This window comes from Mesorhizobium sp. ESP6-5, from assembly GCF_020164695.1.
Lineage (GTDB): Bacteria > Pseudomonadota > Alphaproteobacteria > Rhizobiales > Rhizobiaceae > Mesorhizobium > Mesorhizobium australicum.
The window spans coordinates 59,585-83,876 of the sequence record NZ_JAIUGR010000013.1; the positions used below are offsets into that span (position 1 = coordinate 59,585).

The following is a 24,292-nucleotide window of genomic DNA, read 5'->3' on the forward strand; positions in this document are numbered from 1 at the left end:
TTCACTACAATAATGATGTGTGTCGTTCCATGCAAGGTGTCCCTTGCCTGGCAGGGATCTCTGCCGGCATGGGGCATGCCAAAGCGAAAGGCCGCATCCTTGCAGTCGCACAAAAGTGACAGCAATTTAACACGACATCACCCTCTGGCCGTGATAACCGCCCTGCGTGCCGGCTTGCCTCAGCCGACGACAGAGAATCAGTCCGGACGCGTCTTGTGAACCGCACCATTCCGCTCATATTGGCGGTCGCTCTCTTCATGGAAAACATGGATTCGACCGTCATCGCGACATCGCTGCCGGCGATCGCCATCGACATCCACACCAGCCCGATCGCGCTCAAACTGGCGCTGACGGCCTATCTGGTGTCGCTGGCGATCTTCATTCCAATCAGCGGCTGGATGGCCGACCGCTTCGGCGCCAAGACCATCTTTCGTGCCGCGATTGCAGTGTTCATTGCCGGTTCGGTGGCGTGCGCCCTCTCCGGTTCGCTGCCCGCCTTCGTAGTCGCGCGTTTCCTGCAAGGCATTGGCGGCGCCATGATGACCCCGGTCGGGCGCCTGGTTCTGGTGCGCGCCACGCCCAAGAGCGAACTGGTCGCCGCCATGTCGTGGCTGACCGTTCCCGCGCTGGTCGGGCCGCTGGTGGGTCCGCCGATCGGCGGCTTCATCACCACCTACTTCACCTGGCACTGGATCTTTCTGATCAACGTCCCGATCGGCCTGATCGGCATTTGGCTTGCCACTCGCTTCCTGCCGGAAACCGAGGCAACCGAGACGCCGCCGCTCGATTTCGTCGGTTTCGTCCTGAGCGGGCTGGCCGCTTCAGGCGTCGTCTTTGGCCTGTCGGTGGTCAGCCTGCCTTATCTGCCGCCGGCGACCGGCTTCATCACGATCGCCGTGGGACTGCTGTCGGGCGCGCTCTATCTCATGCATGCGCGCCGCGCCAAAAATCCGCTGCTGGCGCTCGAACTCTTCCGTAACCAGGTGTTCCGGTCGTCGGTGCTTGGCGGCTCGCTGTTTCGCATCGGCATCGGCGCCGTGCCGTTCCTTTTGCCGCTGATGTTCCAGATCGGTTTCGGGCTGACACCATTCCAGTCCGGCATGATCACCTTTGTCTCGGCGATCGGCGCCATCGGCATGAAATTCGTCACCGCGCTGATCTTCCGCGTTGTCGGCTTTCGCCGCGTGCTGATCGTCGGCTCGCTAGTCGCTGCCGCATCGATCGCCATCTACGGCCTCTTCACCCCTGAAACACCTTATGCGCTGATGCTGGCCATATTGCTGGTCGGCGGCTTCATCCGCTCGATGTTCTTCACCGGCGTCAACGCGCTCTCCTATGCCGAGGTGTCGGCCGAGGATACCAGCAAGGCAACGCCGATCACGGCGGTGTTCCAGCAGCTCTCGATCGCGCTCGGCGTGGCGCTCGCCGGCGGCATTCTGGAAGTCTCGACCTCGATCCATGGCGGCCCGCTGACGCTGCGCGACTTCCATACCGCCTTCTTCATCGTGGCGGCGGTGTCGGCGGCGGCGTCGCTGTCGTTCATGCGGATGGCGCCCGACGCCGGTAACGCCGTCTCCGGCCATGGCCGGCTGACGACGCCGAAGACGCTGGAACCCGTCAGATCGCCGGGAGAGTGATAAGTCGCCGTAGAGCGATCAGCCGCGGCGTCCCCGGCCGTTCGCCATGGCTCCGGGCGCTCGAGTCCTTCGGAACGTCCACTGGACGTTCCGATCCGCCTGGCGGCGGACCGGCGGGGAGCTGGCCTTTCAGCCGTCGGCGTCCCCCGGCCCTTCGCTATGGCTCGGGGCGCTCGAGTCCTTCGGAACGTCCACTGGACGTTCCGATCCGCCTGGCGGCGGACCGGACTCTCGCCCCTTAAAATCCTTGGCCAACAGATAGAGCTCCACTGATTCATCGCGTGAGGCCGGCGGCTTGACGTGATGGACGGAGCGGAAATTCTTCTTGAGCATCGAGAGCAACTCATTTTCGGCGCCGCCCTGGAAGGTCTTGGCGAGGAAATGGCCGCCCGGCTTGAGGACCGAGAGCGCGAAATCGGCCGCCACCTCGCACAGATGCATGGTGCGGATATGGTCGGTCCGCTTGTGGCCGGTGGTCGGCGCCGCCATGTCGGACAGCACGACATCCGGATCCCCGCCCAGCGCCTCGGCCAGCCTTTGCGGCGCGTCGGCGTCCAGGAAATCCATCAGCAGCACCGGCGCACCGGGCACGGCGTCCATTTCGAGATAATCGATGCCGATGACATGCGGGTTTTCGGCCGTCGATTTCGTGCGCGCGGCCGCGACCTGGCACCAGCCGCCGGGGGCGGCACCCAGATCGATTACTTTCATGCCGGGCTTCAAGAGGTGGTGCTTGTCGTCGATCTCGATCAGCTTGTAGGCCGCGCGCGAGCGATAGCCGTCGGCCTTGGAGCGCTGGACATACGGATCGTTGATGTGGCGCTGCAGCCAGCGGCGCGACGATTCCTTCAGACCGCTTTTCTTCTTGATCCGCGTCTTCAGCACGCGAATGCTGGCGGACCCTGGCTTTTCCGGTTTCTTCGTCATTGCCTGATTTCTTGTTTGAGCATGATCATGATGCCCTAGCACGCCCGTCATTGCGCCAGACGCCGTCATCGGCCATCAGCTCACTCAATATTCCTTCGCGCAAGCCCCGGTCGGCGACGCGCAGCCTCTCCGAGGGCCAGACGGCGCGGATCGCTTCGAGGATAGCACAACCGGCCAGCACGAGATCGGCGCGGTCGGCGCCGATGCAGGGGTTGGCGCAGCGCTGCTGGAAGTCCCAGCCGACCAGTTTCTCCACCATGCGGTCGACGCTGTCGCGGTCCATCCATAGGCCGTCGACCCGTCGGCGGTCGTAGCGTTCGAGGTCGAGATGGACGCCGGCCAGCGTCGTCACCGTGCCCGAAGTGCCCAGCAGATGGAAATTCGGGCTGGCCTTGAGATGGCTCAACCGATCGCGGCCATCGAAAGCGGCCAGCCTGCCGGCGACGTCGTCGACCATGGCGGTGAATATCTCGCGCGTCACGGTGCGGCCGCCAAAGCGTTCCGCCAACGAGACGACACCGACCGGCAGCGACGTCCACGAGACGATGTGATTGGCCAGCCGCGGCGAACGGCGGCCGGTGAGATCGATCAGCGCGATCTCGGAAGACCCGCCGCCGATGTCGAACAGGACGACGCCCTGCGTGTCACGCTCGACCAGCGAACCGCAGCCGGAAACCGCGAGACGGGCTTCGGTCTGGCGGTCGATGATCTCGAGCTTCAGGCCGGCTTCGCGTTCGACGCGATCGAGGAACTCCACGCCGTTTTCGGCTGTTCGGCAGGCTTCGGTGGCGATCAGCCTTGCTTTCCTGATCTTGCGGCCGCGCAATTTATCGCCGCAGACCTTCAGCGCCTCGACCGCGCGGTCCATCGCCGGCTGACCGAGCCGGCCATTGGCGGTGAGCCCCTCGCCCAGCCTGACGATGCGCGAGAAGGCATCGATGACGCGAAACTGGCCATGACGCGTGGGAACGGCGACCAGCAGCCGGCAATTGTTGGTGCCGAGGTCCAGCGCGGCGAAGACGGGAAGCTCGTGCACCGGCGGCCGGCGGTGGCCTTGTTCGGGGCGAGGCAATGAAGCGGCGGGCGAGATTGTCGCCGCGGCAACAGGCTTCAAATCCACCACCGCAACATGAGCCTTGCCTTGCACCGGCGATTGATTGTCCCCTGGGCGCGCCTCGTCACGCGCAAAAACCTTGCGTCCACGCCTTCGCTTGCGCCGTTTCTTGGGCTTGCCCTTCTGGGTCGCGTCGCCAGCCTGCCCATTCACGGAGCGAGGCTCCGTCGGGCGGCGTTGCTGCCAACCGGCTGTCCCCGGGCCTGATGGCCCCAGGGAAGCGCTGGACGCGCCCACCTCCGGCGCGCCTGCGCCGGTGTCGCGGTCTTCCACTGTCGTTCCTTCCGGCGCCGCGCGAACCGGTGAAGGACGCAGCAGGCGCTTTGGCATGTTTCAAGTTGTCGCCAGACTAACAGTGCCGTGCCCGATCACCAAGAGCCGCACGCTGAATTTTGCCGACCGGGTGCGCGGGCTTGTTTTTGCCCTGGCGTAATGTACCGGCAAGGCTGGGCTAGTAGCGAAACACCGTCGCGGCGCGCGGCAAACAGGGACGGCGTCAGGCGCGACAAGTGTTCGCGGTTGAATAGCCGGCTTCAATGAGGCATCTCTGAAATGAATGGGGAATCCAGGGCGGACGGCCTCTCGACGGAAAGGAAGCGGATACGCAACGCATGGCAGTCGGGCAATGAACTGGAAACGCTATTTCTGGCCGGTCGTCGGCATCGGCGCGGTGATCTTCTCGCTGCTGCTGCTCTGGCATGAATTGCGCGGCATCTCGCTCGACGACGTCTGGGATGGGCTGGCGGCCATTCCAACTCGTGGCTGGATGCTGGCGGGCTTGAGCTCAGTCGTCGCCTATGCCGCGCTAGCCGGCTACGATCACATCGCGCTGCTGCATATTGGCAAAAAGGTGTCGTGGCTGTTCGTGACACTCTGCTCCTTCACCACCTACGCGCTGTCGCACAATATCGGCGGCTCGGTGTTCTCCGGCGCCGTCATTCGCTACCGTGCCTACGGCACAAGGGGGCTGACCGGCCAGGAAGTCGGCGTGCTGGTGGCGATCTGCTGGATAACCTTCGTGCTGTCGACGTTACTCGCCTCCGGCCTTGTGCTGGTGTTCGAGCCGCGGATCATCGACCGCTTTTCCGGCATTGCCCATCACGGCCTGTCGGAGGCGGCAGGCATTGCGATGCTGGTCCTCATCGCAGCCTATGTATTCGGCAGTTGGCTGCACCTGCGCCCGCTGAGGATCGCCGGGTTTCAGTTGCACTATCCGGCGCTGCCGATCGTCGCCAGGCAGTTGCTGATCGGCCCGATCGAGCTGCTCGCGGCCGCGGCGATCATCTTCTTCGCCCTGCCCGAGGTGCACAATCCCGGCTATTTCGTCGTGCTGGGCGTCTTCCTGGTCTCCTTCTCGGTCGCCCAGATCTCGCACGCGCCAGGCGGCCTCGGCGTGTTCGAGGTGGTGTTCCTGGCCGGGCTTTCCGAGATGGATCCGGTCGGCGTGGTGGCGGCGCTGCTGGTGTTCCGGCTGTTTTATCTCATCGTTCCGCTGTTTCTGGGCCTGGGCATCGTGCTGTTCTTCGAACGCTCGCAGTTCAGCCGCAAGGAGAGCTGAGGCTTGGAGATTCGCACGCCACGGGAAAAGCTGGTGTTCGGAACCGGTGATGAAACCTGGCAATTGAACCGCAAAGCAGACTTGACTATTTTCCACTGGCGGCTACAAGGCAGCGCTCAAGCGGCTCAGCCGCTCAGCCCGCGCGGTTTTCACTTTTTACAGTGATAGTCACGCCTGCTGGGGAATAGGTTAACGGTAGACCCACGGACTCTGACTCCGTTAGTCCTGGTTCGAATCCAGGTTCCCCAGCCAAGTCTTTTTTTCTCAATAAAGTCAAAAGGTTACGGGAATTTCAATTTCCTGATGTAGGCGATTCTAGGGGACCAAATTAGGGGAATTTCTAGGGGAGTTCTCCCTACGAAATCACTGTTCCCGCCGACTCTTGACGGGGAGTCCGCCCTATGATTCCTTGCCCTTGGGTAACATCATTGGGGGACTATCTTGAAAAGACTGACTATCGTTGCGGCAGCGCTCGTGCTCGCCGGGTGCGTTTCTGCGCCTACTAATCAAGCGCCGGCCGAGCCGGCGAAGCCGAGGGTGCCAGTCCAACTAAGTGCTGCCGATACGGCGATGGTAAAAGCTGGCGTCCAGTCGCGATTGAAAGACCCTAACAGCGCCATGTTCTCAAGCATCGTCGCCACGTCCACGCAAGGCGGAAAGCTCATCACCATTTGCGGGCTGGTCAATGCGAAGAACAGTTTCGGCGGCTACACCGGATCACAGGTGTTCCACACGCTATCCTTCAGGCGGAAGGACGGCACGCTTGACGTGACGCCGGCCATGATCTCGATTGGTGATTACGTCGCTGAAAAGATGTCGGCGGATTGCGTGCTTTAAGGCTCGGGTGGGAGGCGAGGATATGGAGTTTGTTTTAGGAATGCTTTTGGGTGGTTTTGTCGTATGGTCGATCATGCGTCCAGCGGCTAGGGCGCACCTTCCCCCAGAGAATGGCGGGCTACCGAAGACTGACAGTTGGAAGGATACCTACTTTAAGCGGTAGGTAAAAATGGCTAGGGGAGAAGACCGTGAGGTTGGACAAGCAAACAATCGCCGCGATGCGGGCGGCCGGCATTAGCTTTGTGTCCTACGTGCGTGCGCCGGGAGGCAGCACTACGATTGTTTTAGAGCCCAATGACGTGCCCGCCTTTATTGAAGATAGGGATTCGTTCGCCGCAAAGCACTTCGGTGTCAGCCGGCAACAATATCTCGATTGGGTAGAGACGGACGGCGCTCCCCGGTGTGGTGCGACCACTAAGAAGGGAACGCGCTGTCAGTAAGGGGCGGCATCCAGCGGACTATCGAGGAATGGGTGAATCTCGACGGTGGATATTGCCCGGTGCACGGCGGCGAATGAAAAACCCGCCGTGGTGAGCGGCGGGCTTCTGGTCGGCATCGAGGATCGGGCGGTTAGGGTTCCAGCGTCACCACTCCCTCGCGGGGATTGTGGAAGATCAGATAACCGTCTTCGTGCTGCCATAGACACCACCGCTCGACCATTTCCAGAAGGTCCGTAGCCTCCTGCTGATAATCCACCACTTCACCGGACGGCGTGGCGTGGATGCGCTCAAGCGTGTTGCCAATCAGGTTGAGCAAAAGCTCGCGGGCCTGTTCGCTATTGGCCTCAGCATTGGCCTCAGCGTCGGCGACGATCTTAGCGATAGCGGCCTCATACTTGGTGTTGGCGGCGGCGACGATCTTGGCGAGTGCGGGATTGAGGTTCATTTCAGTCTCTCCTTCTAAGGCGGCGTTACTTTTCGCCCTATAGCGATGTGCCTTGTGGGACTGCATCAAGTCGCGATCACGAATTGTTTCAAGCGGCCAGCGGTGCCGGTTCATCCTCCCGACAGGTGTCCGGCACGATGAAGCCGACTTCAGCCAGGGCGACGATTACGGCGTTCCGGGCATCGTGGTCGCCGCGAGCTTCAACCAGCGCGTCCACAAGGGCGGTCCACTGGTCCTGCGGAAGGTAATGCGAGGTCATAGTGTTTCCTATGTTGAGGGTGTTGCCTGCGCTGCCCAAGCAGCGGTGAAGATTCGCACGGCGGAATCACGCCGCGCAAGCGAAAAATCCTCTAAGTCATTGTTTTAATTATAAGTAAGCACTTACTTAGGCGTCTTGTGATGCCTCGAAAGCGCCTGCCTCAACTCCGCTTCGTTCGTAACCCCGATCTCGAAGACGGTGACGACTTCCTGGGCGAGGGCTTCCCTCTGTTCCTTGTCTCTTTTGCCCAGATGACGTTCGTTGCATAACCGGTCGAACACCCGCTGGAGTAAGTCTAGGTCAGCGGGCTCGAATATTCCGCGATAGCGTCTAAGAGGCATGCGGGCCGCCCTCAAATTCGTCCCTGCCTTAGCTTGACAGGGCCGACGCAGATTTCAAAGAAATTTTGGAACTGAGACGCTATCGGCCCCTCATGGGAGACTGAAACCATGAGGGGCCTACCGGGTCGGGCGTGCTTAAAACCGCCCGGCATCTTCATTATAGCAACCGCGCAACTGGACTGCGGTCGATTGATCAGAAAATCGCGCCATTCTTGAGCGCTGCCGCACCTTCGGCCTTCTGGCGCTCGCGGTGCGCCTTCCGCCGTTCGGTGCGGGCGGTGTTGGCGGCTTTTTTCTGGTCCGGCGTCATGACGGCGCGCGCCTTCTTCTTCGATGCCTTGTATTGCTCCTTGCGGCGCTCGGGCGTGGCCTTCTCATACTCGCGCACGGCACTGCCCTTCTGGTCTGCGTAGTCGGCGCGGCGCTTCTCATTGTAGGCATCCTTGCCAACGCCGGCCCGGTGCTGGTCGATCTCGCGGCGCGCCCGTGCCTGCCAGCCGTTCGCGGTAGCATCGGCCTTCAGGTCGTCGCGGGTGCGCCGGGCGAGGTCTAGAAGCGCCACATCGGGCGTGGCCGGCCGGTCTATGGTCGCCTCTTGGCGCTCAAGGTCGCGACCAAGTTCCTCAAGCTCGTCAGGCGGCAACACGTCACTAAGGGCCTGCCGGGTCTCCGGGGTGCGGGCGAACTCCGCGACGGTTGACGGCTCGGGATCGCCCGGTGCTTTGATTGCGTCGAGGGCATCGAACACGCGCTGCATTTCAACATGGACGCGGTCGTCATCCATCGATCATATTTTCTTGACTATCACTGCCCATCGATCTATTCTGCTTATGGTTGAAGAAAGAACTTTTCGCCCCGGCTGATTCCCGTCCGCCGGGGCGTCTTTTCATCCGGCCGCCTGTTCAATCACTCCCGCGAGGTCGCGGGCGAGGTCAGGCGAGAAAGAGGGCCCGTCGTTCCAGTGATGCGCATTCGGGCCATGGAACGGCACCTGAAACTTGATGCCGGTCCCCTGCCGCACAACGCTGAAGCTCTTGCTGGCGTCGAAGGGCTGCAATTCCACCACCCCGCCGCCGCCGTTCGCTACGCTGCGCAGCGCTTCCACGATCTTACCGGCCGTGTCGAAGGTGACCGTGGACGGCTGACTGTCGTCGATCTGAATAAGCACGCCATCGTCCAGGCGGCGCACGGTAACGCCGGGAATAACGTCGGGGATCACGCCGGCTTCGATCTGCTCGCGGATCATCCGAGCGATCACACCGGCATTGGACAGGCCGAGCTTAGCGCCGATGGCCTTCAACTGTTCCACGCGCCGAGGATCAAGGCGGACGGCGTTCGTGGACGGCTTCATTACGTTCATAAAAGAGTCTCCGATTTACCCATACACGTTAACACGTTAACGCGTGCCGTGCAAGGATTTTCTTCCTATGTCCGTCCACATTTTGGCAACAGGTGTCCGTCCACATTTTGGTTCGTAGTGTAGTCGTAGATATGCAGGTATACAGATACACCTTACACTGGACGCGGAAATGTGGACGGACACACCAGAGGTCAGATGCGGCACACGCTCGCGCCTGACGGCGCTCGCCGCGCGCTGACGCGCGCGTCCGGTGAACCGCTTCGCGGGATATCCCGGAGGATGGTTAGGGTTTCTGGTCTTCCTGTGCCGGAACCCCTCCGGGTGCGGCGATGCAACCACCAGCATCAAGAAAGGGATGCTGCGGCCGTCCGCGCCTGCGGCGCGTCCAGCCTTGCTATCCCATGTTGAACGTGGCCAAGGTTCCGGCCACTCGCTCCGCTCGATGCCGCCCACCGCCAGAAACGGGCAGAGAGAATCACCAGCGCGCGCGACGGGTGCCGGATGGGTGAGCACACCGGAAAGCAGCCGAAGCCTCTCCACGGCCTTCCCTGAGTCAAACAGCCAGAGTGAAGCTTTCGGAGAGTTCGGCCGTGACGCTCCACACGCCGTTGTCGGCCGTGGCACTCCAATCCTTGCAAGTCCACTTCCGGCTGACTTCCTCGCCGTAGGGCCGGAAGTAGAACGGGAGGCTCCCGCCCTGCCGCTCGAAGAACTCCACGATGTCGCGCATCTGCCCGTAGGTGAGCGCTGACCATTTCAGCGACGTGGCGCGGCGGATATGGTTCAAGCCCTTCGGCGTCGGCTGGTTATAGCCGTCGCCGAAGTCGGCTTCCCAAAGGTTCACGGTCGGCTTGTGCGCGGTGCCCGGCGACGGGCCGACGGGCGGGTCAAAGGTCGGGATCGACATATCAGCGGCTCCGGGTGTTCAAAAAATTGCCGGGCCGCGCCTGCCGACGAATTTCATCCGCCACCGCGCCGCGCATGGTCTGTTCCATCTGCTTGGACATGCGCTTGGCAAGGTCTTCATTCTGGGCCGGGGTGCCGGCACTGCCGTTCACCGTGATCGGCGCATTGATCTGGATCGGCTGCGCAACCGGCGTGTTCTGGTTCGCCGGCATGTGAGCGCGGCGCACGGCCGGCGCGCTGCCGACATAGCCACCACGGTCGAAGCCATCCAGCGCGCCACGGTGAAGCGCCTCAAGATTGCCGACGCCGATCCGAGCGGTAGCCCGCTTGGACATAACATATTCGCCCTTGTGGACGATGCCGGCCGGCTGGGTCCGGCCACCGTCACCGGTATAGCCGCCATCCGCGAAGCCGAGGAAGCCGAACAAGCCGCCGCCCGTCGCAGTGCCGAACAAGGCGGCAAGCGGCCCCTTGCCCAAAAGCAGCGCCTGCAAGCTGGCGTCGATCAAGCTGTTGACCAGCCCGCGCACCGCTTCATTGAGCGTCGTGGTGCCGGTGAGCAAGCCCGACAAGCTCGACGTGAAGTTCTGCGCGAAGAACTGCCCGGCCTGCTGTAAGGCGGTCTGCGACTGTTCTGCCTGCTTGTTCCCCTTATCGAGCTTTTCGGTAAGCTCCAGCTTCTCACGCATCTTCTGGATTTCTTCATCCGTAAGCGTGATGCCGGCGCGCTTAGCCTGCTGCTCATATTCCCAAAGCTGCATCTCGACGCGCTTCTGTGATGCGGTCATTCCGGAAATCTGCTGCTCGAAACGGGCCTTGTCCAACCCCTCCTGAATGGTGGCATTCAGGTTTTTGCGGACTTCCGTCTGCTGCCTAGCAAGGTCAATCTGCTTCTGCTGCCCATCGGTCGGCGGAAGCTTTTGCGCGGCGGTCGGGGTGCCGTTATAGGCATCGCGGATCGTGCCATCATCTACACGGCGCAACCCCTCCCATTCGTTGCGAAGGTTCCCCGGATCGTTGCCACGGCGGCGAAGCAACGCGCGGGCAAGTTCGTCCTGGGTGTCCTCATTAAACAGCCGGTCACCGGTTAAGCCGAGTTCCTTCATAAGGCTGCGCAAGGTGCCGCCGGTGATCTGATAGGCGCCAAGTGCGGACGAACCCTTGCCGTCGCCATAAAGGGCGCGATTCTCCGGGGTGCGCATCCGATCGCCGAGCGCAAGAATCTGGTCGAGCGACATGGCCGTGAGGTTCTGTGCGCCGCCCGTCCACCGGCCATTGTCGAGCGTAGCGTTGTAGCTGCCGCCCGACTCCGTTGCGCGAATAAGACTCAAAATATCGTCGTGCTTGCCGAAGCGCGCCATGGTCTTCGCGCGGTTCGCGATGTCCACCGCACCCATAACCTGCGACATGGTAGTGGCGCTGCCGACTGCCTTCTTAAAGGCCGCGTCGATGGCGTCGAGCTTGCCGAGCTCATCGAGCTCCGCCTTGAGTTCCGGCACGAGGTTCTTCAGGTCGGCGAGCGCCACCTTGAAGTTCGCGGCCTGCGCGGCGCTATTGTTGAACGTGCCGCCCGCCTGCATGGTGATATCGGACAGTTCCTTAAGCGCCTGCTTAAGCTGGTCGCTCCCGCCGCCAAGGTTCACAATCTCGGTCTCGACGGCCTCAAGCTCCTTCTTCAGGGCGTCGAGGGTTCCCATGCCGTCGCCGCTCAATGCCGGATCGGCTTCGACATTGGCGATGTCCTTCAAAAGCTGCTCGCGCTGCTTCTGTGCCTGCTTCAGCCTGAAGGCGTCGGAAGCGTAATAGGCTTCCGCATCCTTCATCTTCTGGTAGCCGGGCAGGTATTCGCCGTTGAGCGTCTTGAAAATCTTCTGCGCCACGCCGACGCCTTCGATTGCGGCCTGTTTGGCGTAGACGATGAAGTTGCGCCACATGGTCGAGAATTCGGCGTCGATCTTCTTCGCGGCCTCAATCTGCTCATCGGTGAAGGTCGCGGCCTCACTGCGAAGCTTCTGGATTTGCTCGACGGACAGGCCGAGCACCTTCGCAAGCTGCTCCGCGCCGGTGCCGCCGAACAGTTCGTCCAGGGCGCGCGTCTGTGAACCGGCGTTGAGCTTCTGAAGCTTGCCGATGATCTCATCAAGGAAGCGGTTCGGGTCGGCGAGCTTCTTGCCTACCTCATCGGCGGTGTAGCCGAGCCGGACGAACCATTCCGCGCCGCTGCCCTTCCCGGTCAACGCGAATTCGTTGGCGCGGATGTTCAGTTCCTTGAGCGCGTCGGTTACCCCGTCCACGCTCGCGCCGGTGGCGGTGGCGACATAGCTCCACTGCTGCCACGTCTTGGCCGACACGCCGGCCTTGCGAGCTTCCCTGTCCACTTCGGCGATGCTGTCGGCGATTTCCTTCACGGCCATTGCAGCCCCGGCCACGCCAGCGAACACCACGCCGCCGCGAAGGAAGGGTGCGAAGCCGCTTTCGATCTTGCCTGCGAGGTCGCCGAAGCTCTTACCGAGCGCCTTTTCGGTGTTATCGGCGAACTGCTTGGCGCGGCCTTCCATGCGCTTGAAATTGTCGTTCGTCGCCTTGCCGGCGCGCGCCATGTCCTTCTCATACTTGTTGAGGCGGGCCTCAAGCGAAACGACAAGGCGTTGAGTATCGTCGGACATTCCGGTGTTCCTATGCTGCTTCCGCGCTAACGCGGTCGAATTCGTCTTCGGGCAAGTCGAAGATGGACTTGCGGTTGTCGTTTGCGGCTGCACGCGCCACGGCCATAACGGCGGCCACCGCGCCGTCGATGCGGTCGGTCTTCTTGCCCTTGTGCATCCGCACAAGGCCGGTGTCGTTGCGGGACGCCACGACACTATCGAAGTGATGGCGAAGAACGGGGTGCCCGCTATGGCGAAGCGCCCGGCCATTCACGACGCGCTCGAGCACGCCAATTGCCGGCCCCATGGTGAGCGGTGCCTGTCGCATTTCGACGGCCGGCAAGCCGTCATCGTAAAGGCGCTGCATGGTCATGCGGGCAAGGTGCGGGTCGAAGGCGATCTCGCGCACGTTGTCGTTGTCGGCGCAAATCTCGCGAATGTGTTTCTCGACTTCCTCCGGTTCGATCACCGGGCCGTCGATCACCGTAATCAGGCCGTCGTCACGCCATTGCTCATAGGGCACGCCGTCACGTTCGGCGCGGCCCTTCAGGTCGTCGCCGGGAACGAAAAACCACGGATGCACAAAGATCGTGCCATCATCGCCGCGCCACGCCGCGACAACGGCCGTAAGGTCGCCGTTGACGGACATATCCACGCCGATGAAGCACGGCAGCGCCGCGAGGTCGGCGAGGTCGAGCGGGATCTTGCCGGCGTCATAGGTCGCCATGTCAAACAACGGATCCCGCGAATGCGCCTGCCAGATATTCAGGTTGAACTGCTTGAAGGCGTGGCGGTCGGCCGGCCGGTGCTCCGCTTCCCTCGCCGCCGTGCGCAGCGCGTCGAGGTTCGGGAAGCCGTGCTTCAGGCCAGGATTGACGCGGTGCCACAGGTCTTCGTCCTGCCAGTCGTTGTCGTTGGCGGCCTCGAAGATGATCGGCAGATAGGCCGGGTTCACGATCTCGCCGCGCGCCACGCGCCGCGCATAGTCATACTGCTCGAACCCGATGTTTTCGGAACCGCGCCCGGCCGTGGTGGCGATCACCATGAGGGTGCCGCTGGTCTTCACCATGCCGGACTTCAGGGCTTCCCAAAGGTCGCGGCCCTTCCACACATGGATTTCGTCCACCAGCACAAACGCCGGCGTCTTGCCATGCTGCGCAGCGCCGTCGCTGGAAATGGCCTGAAGCTCGACGGACTGCGCATTGAAGACGATCTTCTTCGCGCTGTTGTGAGCGTCATAGATGCGGGTCGCGGCGACAAGCCGCTTGTCCATCCGCACGATGTTCGCGGCTTCCTTGAAGCCAAGGCCGGCCTGCTCGCGGTCCGACGCGGCGAAGATCACCTGCCCGGCCGGAACCTTCTCCGGGCCGATGGTATGAAGCAGCGCCAGCGCCGCGGCGAGACTGGTCTTCCGGTTCCCGCGGGGAATCATCCAAAAGACGGTTTCCACCATGCGCCGGCCGTCCGCGTGGCGCGGCCCGTAGATGCGGCGGATAATGCGTTCCTGCCAATCGTAAAGCTGGAAAGCCGACTTCGGCGCGCTGCTGTTCGGATGCTTCAGGCGGCGAAGGAAAGTCACCGCCCGCTCGCCATAGCCGAACGGGTCGTCAATCGGGGAACCGTCGAAAATCCATGCGGGATAGGTGCTCGCCATCACGTCACCGCGAGCGGGTTGTCGTCGTCATCGTCGTCGCCGCCGATCATGGCGGCGCGCGAGCGGGCCGAAGGCGTCAAGCCAAGCTCACCGGCACACCGAAGCTGTTGCTGCTGCATGGCGGTGAGGATGCCGACTGCCGGGTGCCGCTTGCCGTTCGGCAGCACATAGCCTTCGGCCTGAAGCAGCACGTGCATCTCGCGCATGGTGCCGCTGGCGATCACGAAATTCTCAAGGGCGGCGAGGTCGGCCACGGTGAGCACCTTGCGCTCGCGCACAAGGATCGGTGCAACGCGCCGCCATTCGGCTTTGGCCTCCTTCGACAGATAGGCAGGCGCCGACGGAACGCGCGCCACGGGCGACGTGCCGGTAACGATGGTCGAGGGCTTCAGGCCGCGCGTCATGCCGCAAGCGCCTTGCGGCCGAAATTCACGTCAAAGGCCGCGCGCATGAAGCCGATGGGCGTCACCGAACGGACGTTTGCCCGGTTTGCATCCCGCTTCGTGTCCACAATCCGCCTAGTATCGATCAACTGGCACGTTGCCTGGGGTTCGGGCATGACGAAGCCGCCGCCCGTCCAAAGACACGTCTTCTTCGTGTAATTGTCGTTCGCCGCCCAAGCGGTGAACTGCCAAGGGTCAAAAGTATGATCCGGCTTCCGCCAATAGGTCGAGATGGTCGAAACCGGATTTTCGATCAGATACGGGACTTCGAAGAATTCCGCCCACTCGGCAGCGATGGCAAAAAGACCGACGGATTCCGAAAGCTTGTGCAAGCCCTTGCCGGCAAACCAGCGCGCACCGGAAACCGCAAGATGATCGCAAGGCGGGAACGCTGCAAAGAAGCGGCAGCGCATCACCATGTCCTTCGTAGGCTTCCAATGCCGGGCATCGGCACGGATGAAATGCACGTTGCCGTCGCTCCGGTCGGCCGGGTGCGCGATGTCGATGCAATAGCAATCCCACCCAGCCGCCGCGAACGGTTCGGCAGATTGGCCGGAAAGCTCATAGAGGAAGATGGCTACAGGCTTCATCCGGTAGCCACCGCCCGAAGCTCAAGGCCGCGACGGCGGCCGGTTTCGGTGACTTCCTTCAGGTCATAAACCTGCCCGGCATAACTCACGCGGTCAGCCGTGGTGATGCCGGCGAGGTAGCGGATGCGGAAGACGATGGTGCCGCTTTCGGCCTCGCCGAAGCCGGTCAGGAATTCGGAAGCCGATTGCGTCACGATCTCCGCGCGCACCGTGGCAGTATTCAGCCAGGCGGCAATAGGCGCGCCGGTCGGCGACACGGTTTCGGTCTTCCGCTCAATGGAAATGGTGCGGTCGAGCTTGCCGGCGCGCATGTCAGATGATCCACCGAATGAGAGCTTCCACCGACAGGACGCCGTGCCCGTAGGCCGGGTCGGGATCACGCGGATAGACCGCGCCGGTGACTTCGAAATGATCGCAATAGCCGCCCGCGATGCTCAAGCGCTGGTCGAGGGCATTGGATACGGCAAAGGCGATTTCCTTGGCGGCATCTTCCCCGGCGTCGAGGGTCCACACATGCAAGTCGAGGTTTACCCATGCGGCCCGCTGAGCGGTGTAGTCGTGGCCGTGCAACGCCGTGGTGCCGTTCGCCATGATGATGCACGGCGTCTTGTCCGGCCGCGTCGAGCCGGAGCGGATGTTGTCGGCAGGCACAAGCGCGATGACGGCCGGCGCGGCAATGAGCGCGGCCCGGATAGCAGTCTGAAGGGCAAGGGTCGGTTCGATCATTGGCCGCCGCTCCAAGCATCCTTGACGGCCTTCCTCGCCGCCCGGTTGATACGGTTCTGAAGGCGCTTGCGAAGCAGACGGAAGGCGGGCCAGAAGAACGGTTCGGCCTCCATCTTCGACGTGCCGAACTCGACAAGGTGCGCATAGCGCACGTCCTCATTGCCGGCCGTCACAAGCACTTCGGTTTCACCTGCCACGCGCATTCCGCCGGGCTGAGAATAAGGCGGCGTCGAGTGGCCGGGCGGCGTCACCTCAATGCTGTCGATCAGCGCGCCGGTGTCGCGAGACGTTTCCGCCAGCGCCCGTTGCGCCGCTGCCAGTTCTTCGGCCGACTTCAGAAGCGCCGGCAGCACGGCGGCGCGCGGTGCCTTCCGGGCGTGCTCGATGGCCGCGAGCGTCGAGGCAAGGCCGTTGTCGTTACTCGCCATCGTCGCCGAACCAGCTTCCCCGGTAGGCGTCGGCGATGCTGGTCACGCCGTAGGGCGCAATCTGCATGGTGATGCCGAAGGCGACGGCCTCGCGCTGCTCATAGTAGAACGCGACCAGCTTCAGCACCGCGAGCTTCAGGTCGTCGGGCAGCGGGTCGAGGTCGGCGAGCGGCCGGCCGGTGTAGTTGCCAAGCCACTGTTCGGCCGCGCCGATGTAGAGCGTGATAAGCTCATCGTCGGCCGTGCCATCGATATTCATGTGCGCCTTGGCGAGCGAAAGGGTCACGATGCTCATGCGTTTTCGGCCTGTTCTGAAAAAGTTATTTCGGGACTCTCTTGTGGGAACCTCCCCCCGCCGGTCCCCCTCAAGGTCTCAAAGTTGGAGACCACCCCCCGCCTGCGCTGTTCGGGCGTCGGCGTGGCAAGGGTCTGCTCGACGGTCCAGCCGTGATAGAGGCGCGTTGCCAGCGTCTTGTCGGGAACGCCGGTCAATTCGGACCATTCGCGAACCGTGAGAGCGCGGCCGGCATAGGCGAGACGACGCGACGGCCTGCCCCTTTTCAACGGCGGGGTTTCCACGGCATCGGCGACGGAATAGCCGTAATACCTCATGCGTGCGAACAGGGTTGCACGCGAGACACATGCGACGGCGGCAAGTTGTCCAAGGGTGTAGAGCTTGGTCTTGTAGCGATAGCGCTTAGCCATTGGCGGAAGCTCCTAAACGGCGGCGCACAACGGCCTCGACGCTGCCGTGAATATGAACGGCCTGATTCATGTTGTTGTAGGTGATCCCAAGTTCGGCCGCCCATTGGCGGCGCGTGAGGGAACGGCCAGCAACGGTATGCGGCCGGCCATTCCGCTTCGGCTTATGCGACGGCGGTTCGGCAGGCTGCACTTCGAAAGGACGCTTGAATTGTCCGGGCTGAACAGGCTTCGCCATGGCGTGCAACACATGGGTGCGGTCCTCACGCTGTTTGACGCCAAGCCGGGCAAAGACACGTTCGCGCACGGCGCGGCATTCGGCCTCGAACTCCTGCTTGTCGATAAGGCGGGCACGTTCGGCGGGCGTCATTGGCGGTGCCTCCGGCCACGTTCCTGCCGCTGGATAGGTCCATCGTGGCAGGGCTGGCACACCGGCATCCAATTACTGCGGTTCCAGAACAGGGAACGGTCGCCACTGTGCGGAATGATGTGGTGGACGATGGTTGCTGGTCGCATGGCGCAACGCCGGCAGGTGTTGTGCAGATAGAGGTAGGCGGCGCGCTCGCGGTCCCACTTGGCGTCATAGCCGCGTTCACGGGCAGACGGCCGGCGCGCATCGTGGCGGGCATTGCGCTCGCGAGTTGCTTGGCGCTGGCACACGCAACGCGCGCCGTAGGCGACGACAAGGCCGCAAGAGCAAAGGTGCGGCGGGCGGCTCATGCACCCCTCGCGAGATTGGCCTTGAGGGCGCGCAAGCCGTCACGGTCAAAGGCAGGGTCGAAGCCCTGTTCCTCGATCTTGCGAAGCTGGTCGGCGCTGTAGGCGTCGGGCTTCTGGTCGGCGTCCTTTTCAGGTGCGCCGTGAATGGCCTTCAGCTTTTCATAGAGGCCGGCGACGGCCTCATTGATTTCGGTCGGCGTGGCATTCCATGCTGCTTCCGGCGTCCAGCCAAGCCAGCCGGTCGCGATACGGAAGTGTTCACGATAGAAGTCCGGCCAAGGCTTCGGCTTGGCCTTCGGATCGGGCTTGGCATCGTCATCGGATGCCGGGACGAAACCGGCGACAAGGGCAAGCATCGGCACGGTGACGGCATCGGCGACAGTCTGCAAAGGCGTGCGGCCAATCTGGTCGAGGAACGCGGATGCTTCCTGCCGGTCGGTGGCCGTGACGGTGATCAGGTCGCGGATGGTGCCGAGATGGAATTCGGTGATGCGCCGGGGAAGATCGGCAAAGCCGTCCAGGCGCACGAAATGGGAAGCCGCCCGCAACGATGCACGGCAGCGCACGGCAGCATGAGAACCGAGCGCGAGCACAATTTCATCGTTGCGGGCGGCGAAGGTCATGGCGATTAGGCCGCGACCTTGAGCTTGGTCAGGGCTTCGCCCATCACCACGCGGCCACCGACGCGGCGGCGAGCGTGAAGCTTGACGATGCCGTTGGCGGCTCCGGTGAGGTCATCACGGATGATCTCGAAACCGACGCGATCGGCGATGGCGTAGCCGGTAGCGAAGTCGCCGAAGACGATCGCCTTGTTACCGGCAACCGGATCGGGCATGTCCACGCCTTCATAGACCGGACGGCCAAGCAGAAGCGGCGGCTGGCCGGCCGTGAGCGCCGGCTGCCAAATGTAGCTGCCGTCGGTGTCCTTCAGCTTGCGGACAACCGCCATGGTCTTGCGGTTCATCAGCCAAGAGCCGTTGGACGAATAGGCGGTCTTGATGCTGTAGAACAGGTCAATGAGGTCGTCGGCCGCAATGTCGGCCTCGACTTCCGCCACGTCTGCCGACGTAAGAACGCCTTCGGCCTGCGACGTGCCGTTGCCCTTCACAAACCAGCCGGCTTCCTTCTGGCCGAAGCGCCGGGCGATGTGGTTGCCGAGATAGGCGGCGAGGTCGATCTGTGCATCTTCCAAGAGGATGCGCGTCACGGGGACGATCACGGCCATCTCGAAAGCCTTCAGGTCGATCTGGTCGAAGGTCGGTTCGCTTTCCGGCCGGGCAGCGGTTTCGGCAACCTCGCCGACCGTCACCTCATCGACCAGCCGGGGAAGCTGAAGCAGCGGGCCGGACATGCTGATAGTCTGCGCGAGCGAGCGCACCGGCGAGAATTCCGCGACCTTCTCAAGAATGGACGCGGAAACCTGTTCCGGCGCCAGAATGCCGCCGGTCGAGGGCGTGGCATATCCGAGCGACTTGACTTCGCCGGCGTCGCCGGAACGGACAAACGTCGCGAACGCCTTGCGCTCATCGTTGTCGTTGGCGGCGGGCTGACGGTTGTCATTCGCCGCCTTCGGACGATTGGCCTTGGCTTCCAGCTTGTCGAGCCGAGCCTTGAGGGCGTCGAAGTCCTTCTTCTCAATCACCGGATCGGCATTGCCGGCCGGTGCATTCTCAAGTTCATCTTCCATGTGGTTTTCCTTTTGAGTTGCCGTGCCATCGGCGGCCTTGATCGAGGTGATTTGCGCGCCCGGATGGCTCGGGACGGCGACAACGGAAATTTCATGAAGATTGAGCGCGGTGATCGTCCGGCCGCGCTGGCGGGGCTTGCTCGCCTTGGTGACGAAACCAATGGACAGGCCGGTGACGGCCTTGCTGCGGATCATGGCGCGCACTTCGCGAGCGCGTTCCACGTCATCGACCAGCAACCGGCCCTTGACGGTCAGGCCGTCGGCGGTTTCGGTGATGTTGTCCCAAACGCCAATCACCTGTGACTGGTCGTGGGCGAACAGCATGGGAAGCGTGGCCGGGCCGGTGATCGCGCCCTTTTCGATCACGTCGCCGACACGATCCGGGGAACCGAACGGCCACGCGATGCCGGTGATTTCGCCGCTATCGTCAACAGTGAGCGCGGCCTTGATTTCGAGACGTTCGCTCATGCTGCGTAATCCTCCGCATAGGCTTCGGCGATACGGGCACGGAGGATTGCCGAGGCGTCGCCGGTAGCGGCGGCCTGTCGCAATTCGTCCTGGGCGTCGGGTGCCGGCGCTTCGACCTTGCCGCTCCACCGGGCTTCAAGGATGTCGGCCGCAAGCTGGAACGCTTCGATGATCGGCGTCGGTCGTGCGTAGGCATCGACAAGCGCCTGTGCTTCCTTCGGCGACGTGCCGCCACCGATAAGGCCGAGCCGGATCACTTCGATGATGTCGCCGAACTGGAACTGTCCGGTCATGGTGCGGCTGTAGATCGTGCCGACGCCCGTGCCGGTCTTCCGCTCAAGCTCAAGAATCTGTTCGGCCGGGAGGTCAAAGGTCTTTTCGCCATCCCCGAAAAAGGCGGTGTGCTTCATTAGGCTGCTTCCTCGCCGGGGTCGGCGTTGTCGTTGCTGGCGGGCGGAATCTTCCCGGCCGGCGGCGTGGTCGCCGTGTAGGGATTGGCGAGTTCGTCACCGCCTTCGATGGCCGGCAGGTTCATGGCGGCGCGGACTTCGTTCGGCGTCATGGCGCGCATGGCGACAAGCTTGCCGAAGATTTCCGCCCTGCCCGCCGCGTCGGCGCGCTGAAGGTCGTCAATGACGAATTCGAAATAGAGGTCGTCCTGTTCGTCTTCGGTCAGAAGGACGGTCGCATAAGCGTCCTGCCAGCGGTCGAGCCAAGGGCGAAGGCAAAGCTGAAGGAAGCTCGCCGCCATCTGTTCGGCGTTGCTCCACGTCGCGCGCTCAAGCTGATAGAGCATGTGCGGCGGCACGCCGAAGATGCGGGCAATCTCGTTGATCTGCTCAAGGCGGTTCTCGATGAACTGCGCGTCGGTGCTAGGCATCGTCTGCGCTGCATATTCGCGTCCGGCGTCGAGAATGAGCGGATCGCCGTTATCGTTCGCCTGCCACTTTCGCCATGACTTCAGGATGTTGTTGATCGTAGTAGCGCCGGCAGCGTCGCCGGTGATCTTGCCCTTGTCGGTGATGACGCCGGACGGGCGAGCGCCGGAAGCGAAGAACTTGGACGCATGGCGCTCAAGCACCATGGCAACGCCGATAGCATCCTTGCCAAGCGTGATCGGCGAGACGCCGCCGAACGCGGGCACATAGAGCACGTCACGGTAGGACAAGCGCACCTGTCGGCCGCGTTCGCGCTGGACAAGGTAATAGGGTTCGCCGTCATCCTCGATACGGCGCTGGACGGTGCCGGGCGTGAGGCGGAAAAGATGATACGGCCGGCCATCGTCGACTCGCACGACTTCGGCATAGCCCGCGCCGTGCATGAGCGCATCCATGGTGAGGGCAACGCGAAGTTCGCCGGCACTTGTCCAAGGGTTCGCCCGACTATGCACAAGGCGGTTGCCGGGGTGATCCTTGGCGGATTCCTTGCTGTCACCTTCCTCCCGGTAGAGCTTGCAAGGAAGATCACCGATGTTTTCGGAAATGAGGCGGACGGCGTGAAGCACGGCGGGCACATGCAAGGCCGTGGAAGCCGACACGGTGACGCCGGACGCGGACGGCATGACGCCGAACAGTTCGAAGATGGCAGGATCGGACAGGGGCAAAGCCTTCTGTTCCGATCCGAAGCCGAGGGCCTTAACTACGCGGCCGAACCCATTACGCAACGCAACCAAACCTGTGAGAGAACTCGAATAGGAATATATTCTCTCACAGGCGGATTCTGTTGTGAATCCCTTAAATCAAGCAAATTGATCGATGTGCGGATTTTGTTCAGTAAAGATGATCGATCTTCAGGCCAGGATAGGCGATCGAATTCACAAGCTCGACGCGCTGCTGAAGCATTCCTTGAGGCATGATGCCGTAGCGGCCCGTCATGCTGGCGCTGGAGTGTCCAAGGATGAACCCGAACTGTTCGTCCAGATGGCCGGCGCGGCGAAGGGCGTCGGCCGCGCCGTGCCGGAAGCTGTAGAGCGACAAGCCGCGCCCATTCTTCATTCCGAGCCGGGTGAGATAGCGGCCGAACTCGCGGGAGAACTCCGCAATCATCTGCCCGCGCGAATTGCGCTCGGCTTCAGGGAACAGGCGCGCCGCGCCCTTTGCCTTCATGGCGTCGTGATGCTTGAGGAAGCCGAGCCGGATAAGCTCATCGTGGACGGGCACGACGCGCATGGAACCGGCCGTCTTCACGCTCTTTTCACCGTCACCTTCTTCGGTGATGTGGAAAATCCAATGGCCGTGTTCCTCCCGCACGTCTGCGACGGCAAGCTGCGCAATCTCTGCCGGCCGCGCGCCGCTGTAGAGCATGATCAGCGGAACCCAATAACGGTGATCGCGGATCATGACGTTGCCGGGCTTGGCGACGTTGCGCCATTCGTCGGCGCTCTGGCATCCGGCGAACAGCGGCGACTTGAACAGCGCGTTCATCTGGTCGGCCGTGAAGGGAACCGTGGTCTTGTCCTTCGGCTTCTTGAGGAACATGCCATCGGCCGGGTTGTGGTCGAGATAGCCGTGATTGACCAGCCATGAGCAAAAGGCGCTGAAGCCGGACAGATAGCGGTTCACCGTCCGGTGAGTGATCACCGGCTTGCCAACCTTCTCATTATGCCGGACGATTTGGGCGATGGTCTTGCCGGCGAATTCCTTGCTTTCGGTCGCCTTCACCGGGAACTTCATCAAGAGCGCCTTCCACTCGCGGACGGCCTTCTTGTCGATCCGGTGAGCCGGCAGGTTGTGGCCGGCATAGTCGAGGAAGCTGCCAACATCGCGCCGGGCCTGTGCAATGGTGTCGGTGGCGATGCCCTTCGGATTTTCGGCGGCGTATTGCTCGAAAAGCTCCATGATGGTTTCGCCCGGCTTTGCCTGTTCCCTCGACGTGCCGGTGGCGGGCTTCACGATAGGGTCGCGCGGGGTGCCGCTATAATCTCCCCGGTCGCGCTCAAGGGTGCGCTCAAGGGCTTCGATTTCGGCGCGCATCATCTTGCCGGCGAGGTCGCCACGATCCGGGGATAGCGTATCAATCATCAGCCCGTTGTCGGCGGCGTAGGCGTCAACCTCATGGTTGATCAGCGCGGTTTCGCCGGTCGCAAGATGCTTGCGCATGTGGTCGAGCTTCGTGCGGCGGGCATAGGCGTCGAGCGCCCGGCGCTGCTTCAGCACCATCACGTCGAGGCTCGCGTTGAGCGCGGCGAGCGGGTCGCGCACATCGATGCCTTCCCTCTGGACGCGCTCGACGGCCCGTTCGGTCGCCGCATCAAGGTCGGCAGCGGTCGGCATCGAGCGCCGGGCCTGCTCATCACGGTCGAGGGTGCCGGTGTAGTGCTTCCACACGGCATCCGCCTTGTCCAAGTCGGCAAGCGCCCGGCGAGCGCGAATGTCATCGAACCGCGCATTCCATTCCGCAATCACCGGCATCATGAGCCGCTTCGCCTCGCGCGGGTCTTTGGTGCGCAAGCTGCGCTCCTTCATCTTTGCACCAACGATAGGCTGAAGCTCCACCGGCACGGCCATCTGTGCGTAGTAGACGCCGCCGCCACGCTTCTTCAGGTAGGACACTTGAGGCATTTTCGTTCCCTGTTTGCCCCTACAACCTAGGGGACCAATATAGGGGAGATATATGCCGAAAACGTCAATGAATGCAATATGTTGTTTTGTTTCAACGGCTTATAGAGAGTTGGATTTCTGTCCAGGTTCCCCAGCCACACCTCTTTAATCGTTGTTTTTCAGCTGCTTAGCGAACATTAGAAATTGCTAGGTGTTACACCCCAAATGGATGTCTCACGCGGGGCATCAGCCCTTTCCCTTCATTTCGTGGTAGTCTCGATAGAGCTTCGCGACATAGTTTTCGCGGTAGCGCAACAGGTAGAGCGCGATGAGGCAGAACGCAACCACGCTCGCATAAGACAACATGCCCGTCGAATAGCACCAAAACGTTTCACATTCTCTCCAGCCGCCGAATCTTCCCTTCCACTGGCCGGCCGAGACAAGCAAAATAAGCCGCCAGCTTGCGAAGGCGAGGCACGCCAGCACCACGGCATAAGAAATGATCTTCGTTTTCTTGTTCATTCCCTACGCTGCAACAAGATTATGAATTCTCGGTTTCGTGCAGCGCCTCGGTCCGGTCGAGTATGACGGGAACGGCGAGGCAAGTGAAAAGCCCGCCGTGGCGAGCGGCGGGCTTCTGGTCGGCGTCGAGGATCCGGCCGGTTAGGGTTCCAGCGTCACCACATCGTCGGCCGGATTACCGAAGATCCAGGTTCCCCAGCCAAACTGGATGTCCTACGGATGATTTCGCCCCGGCCGGCTCGCATGAGGCCGCCGCATCTGCCGATTCGCAAGTCCACGAGGTGAGATTGTCGTTCGCAAGAAGCTGACGCGTGGGCGCGTGCTGCCATTCTTCGAGGGCCTGC

29 protein-coding genes and 1 tRNA gene are annotated in these 24,292 nt (G+C 62.4%); 6 read left to right on the forward strand and 24 right to left on the reverse strand.

The genetic code is table 11. The features are described from left to right. Positions 1-215 precede the first annotated feature (215 nt). The gene (locus tag LB524_RS21355) at positions 216-1,637 is read left to right on the forward strand and encodes an MFS transporter (RefSeq protein WP_140617090.1); all 1,422 of its coding nucleotides are present in this window, start codon (positions 216-218) and stop codon (positions 1,635-1,637) included. 129 nt (positions 1,638-1,766) lie between these two features. Here LB524_RS21355 and LB524_RS21360 read toward each other — a convergent pair whose 3' ends face one another. Further along, complete coding sequence (locus LB524_RS21360) at positions 1,767-2,564, reverse strand: RlmE family RNA methyltransferase (protein ID WP_015318290.1); 798 nt, start codon at positions 2,562-2,564, stop codon at positions 1,767-1,769. A 25-nt stretch (positions 2,565-2,589) separates the two neighbouring features. Beyond that, positions 2,590-4,008, reverse strand: a complete 1,419-nt coding sequence (locus tag LB524_RS21365; protein ID WP_263485708.1) for a Ppx/GppA phosphatase family protein — start codon at positions 4,006-4,008, stop codon at positions 2,590-2,592. Between the two features lie 295 nt (positions 4,009-4,303). On the opposite strand from LB524_RS21365, the gene LB524_RS21370 reads away from it, so the two are divergent. The 5 genes from LB524_RS21370 to LB524_RS21390 all read left to right on the forward strand — a co-directional run bounded on the left by LB524_RS21370 (position 4,304) and on the right by LB524_RS21390 (position 6,513). Continuing rightward, a complete protein-coding gene (locus LB524_RS21370; RefSeq protein ID WP_140617091.1) occupies positions 4,304-5,236 on the forward strand; it encodes a lysylphosphatidylglycerol synthase domain-containing protein in 933 nt (310 codons plus the stop codon). A gap of 3 nt (positions 5,237-5,239) precedes the next feature. Further along, the gene (locus tag LB524_RS21375; protein ID WP_181171197.1) at positions 5,240-5,401 is read left to right on the forward strand and encodes a hypothetical protein; all 162 of its coding nucleotides are present in this window, start codon (positions 5,240-5,242) and stop codon (positions 5,399-5,401) included. Positions 5,402-5,414: 13 nt separating this feature from the next. Then, positions 5,415-5,488, forward strand: a tRNA-Gln gene (locus tag LB524_RS21380). Between the two features lie 285 nt (positions 5,489-5,773). Further along, positions 5,774-6,073, forward strand: a complete 300-nt coding sequence (locus LB524_RS21385) for a hypothetical protein (protein ID WP_224529864.1) — start codon at positions 5,774-5,776, stop codon at positions 6,071-6,073. A 194-nt stretch (positions 6,074-6,267) separates the two neighbouring features. Next, positions 6,268-6,513, forward strand: a complete 246-nt coding sequence (locus tag LB524_RS21390; RefSeq protein ID WP_224529865.1) for a hypothetical protein — start codon at positions 6,268-6,270, stop codon at positions 6,511-6,513. Positions 6,514-6,643: 130 nt separating this feature from the next. Here the strand turns inward: LB524_RS21390 and LB524_RS21395 are convergent, their stop codons facing one another. The 22 genes from LB524_RS21395 to LB524_RS21500 form a co-directional block, all read right to left on the reverse strand. Continuing rightward, positions 6,644-6,958: a hypothetical protein gene (locus tag LB524_RS21395; RefSeq protein ID WP_224529867.1), complete on the reverse strand. Its 315-nt coding sequence runs from the start codon at positions 6,956-6,958 to the stop codon at positions 6,644-6,646. Between the two features lie 88 nt (positions 6,959-7,046). After that, the gene (locus LB524_RS21400; RefSeq protein ID WP_224529870.1) at positions 7,047-7,217 is read right to left on the reverse strand and encodes a hypothetical protein; all 171 of its coding nucleotides are present in this window, start codon (positions 7,215-7,217) and stop codon (positions 7,047-7,049) included. 534 nt (positions 7,218-7,751) lie between these two features. Beyond that, positions 7,752-8,342 (reverse strand): hypothetical protein, encoded by a 591-nt coding sequence (locus tag LB524_RS21405; RefSeq protein WP_224529873.1) that lies wholly within the window; start codon positions 8,340-8,342, stop codon positions 7,752-7,754. Positions 8,343-8,444: 102 nt separating this feature from the next. After that, on the reverse strand, positions 8,445-8,918 hold the full coding sequence (locus tag LB524_RS21410) for a hypothetical protein (RefSeq protein ID WP_224529876.1): 474 nt from the start codon (positions 8,916-8,918) through the stop codon (positions 8,445-8,447). A gap of 553 nt (positions 8,919-9,471) precedes the next feature. After that, the gene (locus LB524_RS21415; protein WP_224529878.1) at positions 9,472-9,825 is read right to left on the reverse strand and encodes a phage tail protein; all 354 of its coding nucleotides are present in this window, start codon (positions 9,823-9,825) and stop codon (positions 9,472-9,474) included. A gap of 1 nt (position 9,826) precedes the next feature. Next, positions 9,827-12,490, reverse strand: a complete 2,664-nt coding sequence (locus LB524_RS21420) for a hypothetical protein (RefSeq protein WP_224529880.1) — start codon at positions 12,488-12,490, stop codon at positions 9,827-9,829. A 10-nt stretch (positions 12,491-12,500) separates the two neighbouring features. Next, positions 12,501-14,123, reverse strand: a complete 1,623-nt coding sequence (locus LB524_RS21425) for a terminase large subunit (protein WP_224529882.1) — start codon at positions 14,121-14,123, stop codon at positions 12,501-12,503. Next, positions 14,123-14,527 carry a phage terminase small subunit P27 family gene (locus LB524_RS21430; RefSeq protein ID WP_224529884.1) on the reverse strand — a complete coding sequence of 135 codons (405 nt, stop codon included), beginning with the start codon at positions 14,525-14,527 and terminating at the stop codon, positions 14,123-14,125. Before LB524_RS21430 ends, LB524_RS21425 begins: the two co-directional genes overlap by 1 nt. Continuing rightward, positions 14,524-15,156, reverse strand: coding sequence for a hypothetical protein (locus LB524_RS21435; RefSeq protein WP_224529886.1), 633 nt, complete (start codon positions 15,154-15,156; stop codon positions 14,524-14,526). The genes LB524_RS21430 and LB524_RS21435 overlap by 4 nt, the downstream gene beginning before the upstream one ends. Further along, positions 15,153-15,467 (reverse strand): phage head closure protein, encoded by a 315-nt coding sequence (locus tag LB524_RS21440; RefSeq protein WP_224529899.1) that lies wholly within the window; start codon positions 15,465-15,467, stop codon positions 15,153-15,155. The genes LB524_RS21435 and LB524_RS21440 overlap by 4 nt, the downstream gene beginning before the upstream one ends. 1 nt (position 15,468) lies before the next feature. After that, positions 15,469-15,882 (reverse strand): DUF3168 domain-containing protein, encoded by a 414-nt coding sequence (locus LB524_RS21445; protein ID WP_224529901.1) that lies wholly within the window; start codon positions 15,880-15,882, stop codon positions 15,469-15,471. Continuing rightward, a complete protein-coding gene (locus tag LB524_RS21450; RefSeq protein WP_224529902.1) occupies positions 15,879-16,310 on the reverse strand; it encodes an HK97-gp10 family putative phage morphogenesis protein in 432 nt (143 codons plus the stop codon). Before LB524_RS21450 ends, LB524_RS21445 begins: the two co-directional genes overlap by 4 nt. Next, on the reverse strand, positions 16,300-16,605 hold the full coding sequence (locus tag LB524_RS21455) for a head-tail connector protein (protein WP_224529903.1): 306 nt from the start codon (positions 16,603-16,605) through the stop codon (positions 16,300-16,302). Before LB524_RS21455 ends, LB524_RS21450 begins: the two co-directional genes overlap by 11 nt. Beyond that, positions 16,602-17,015, reverse strand: coding sequence for a hypothetical protein (locus tag LB524_RS21460; protein ID WP_224529904.1), 414 nt, complete (start codon positions 17,013-17,015; stop codon positions 16,602-16,604). Before LB524_RS21460 ends, LB524_RS21455 begins: the two co-directional genes overlap by 4 nt. Continuing rightward, entirely contained in the window at positions 17,008-17,382 is a 375-nt protein-coding gene (locus tag LB524_RS21465; protein WP_224529905.1) for a hypothetical protein, read from the reverse strand. Before LB524_RS21465 ends, LB524_RS21460 begins: the two co-directional genes overlap by 8 nt. Continuing rightward, positions 17,379-17,732 (reverse strand): HNH endonuclease signature motif containing protein, encoded by a 354-nt coding sequence (locus LB524_RS21470; RefSeq protein ID WP_224529907.1) that lies wholly within the window; start codon positions 17,730-17,732, stop codon positions 17,379-17,381. The genes LB524_RS21465 and LB524_RS21470 overlap by 4 nt, the downstream gene beginning before the upstream one ends. Beyond that, on the reverse strand, positions 17,729-18,355 hold the full coding sequence (locus LB524_RS21475; protein WP_224529909.1) for a hypothetical protein: 627 nt from the start codon (positions 18,353-18,355) through the stop codon (positions 17,729-17,731). Before LB524_RS21475 ends, LB524_RS21470 begins: the two co-directional genes overlap by 4 nt. Before the next feature lie 5 nt (positions 18,356-18,360). Then, positions 18,361-19,887, reverse strand: a complete 1,527-nt coding sequence (locus tag LB524_RS21480; protein WP_224529911.1) for a phage major capsid protein — start codon at positions 19,885-19,887, stop codon at positions 18,361-18,363. After that, entirely contained in the window at positions 19,884-20,297 is a 414-nt protein-coding gene (locus LB524_RS21485) for a gene transfer agent family protein (protein WP_224529913.1), read from the reverse strand. The genes LB524_RS21480 and LB524_RS21485 overlap by 4 nt, the downstream gene beginning before the upstream one ends. After that, positions 20,297-21,490, reverse strand: a complete 1,194-nt coding sequence (locus LB524_RS21490; protein WP_224529915.1) for a phage portal protein — start codon at positions 21,488-21,490, stop codon at positions 20,297-20,299. The genes LB524_RS21485 and LB524_RS21490 overlap by 1 nt, the downstream gene beginning before the upstream one ends. A gap of 166 nt (positions 21,491-21,656) precedes the next feature. Next, positions 21,657-23,447, reverse strand: coding sequence for a site-specific integrase (locus tag LB524_RS21495; RefSeq protein ID WP_224529916.1), 1,791 nt, complete (start codon positions 23,445-23,447; stop codon positions 21,657-21,659). Between the two features lie 225 nt (positions 23,448-23,672). Then, the gene (locus tag LB524_RS21500) at positions 23,673-23,948 is read right to left on the reverse strand and encodes a hypothetical protein (RefSeq protein ID WP_140617092.1); all 276 of its coding nucleotides are present in this window, start codon (positions 23,946-23,948) and stop codon (positions 23,673-23,675) included. Between the last annotated feature and the right edge of the window lie 344 nt (positions 23,949-24,292).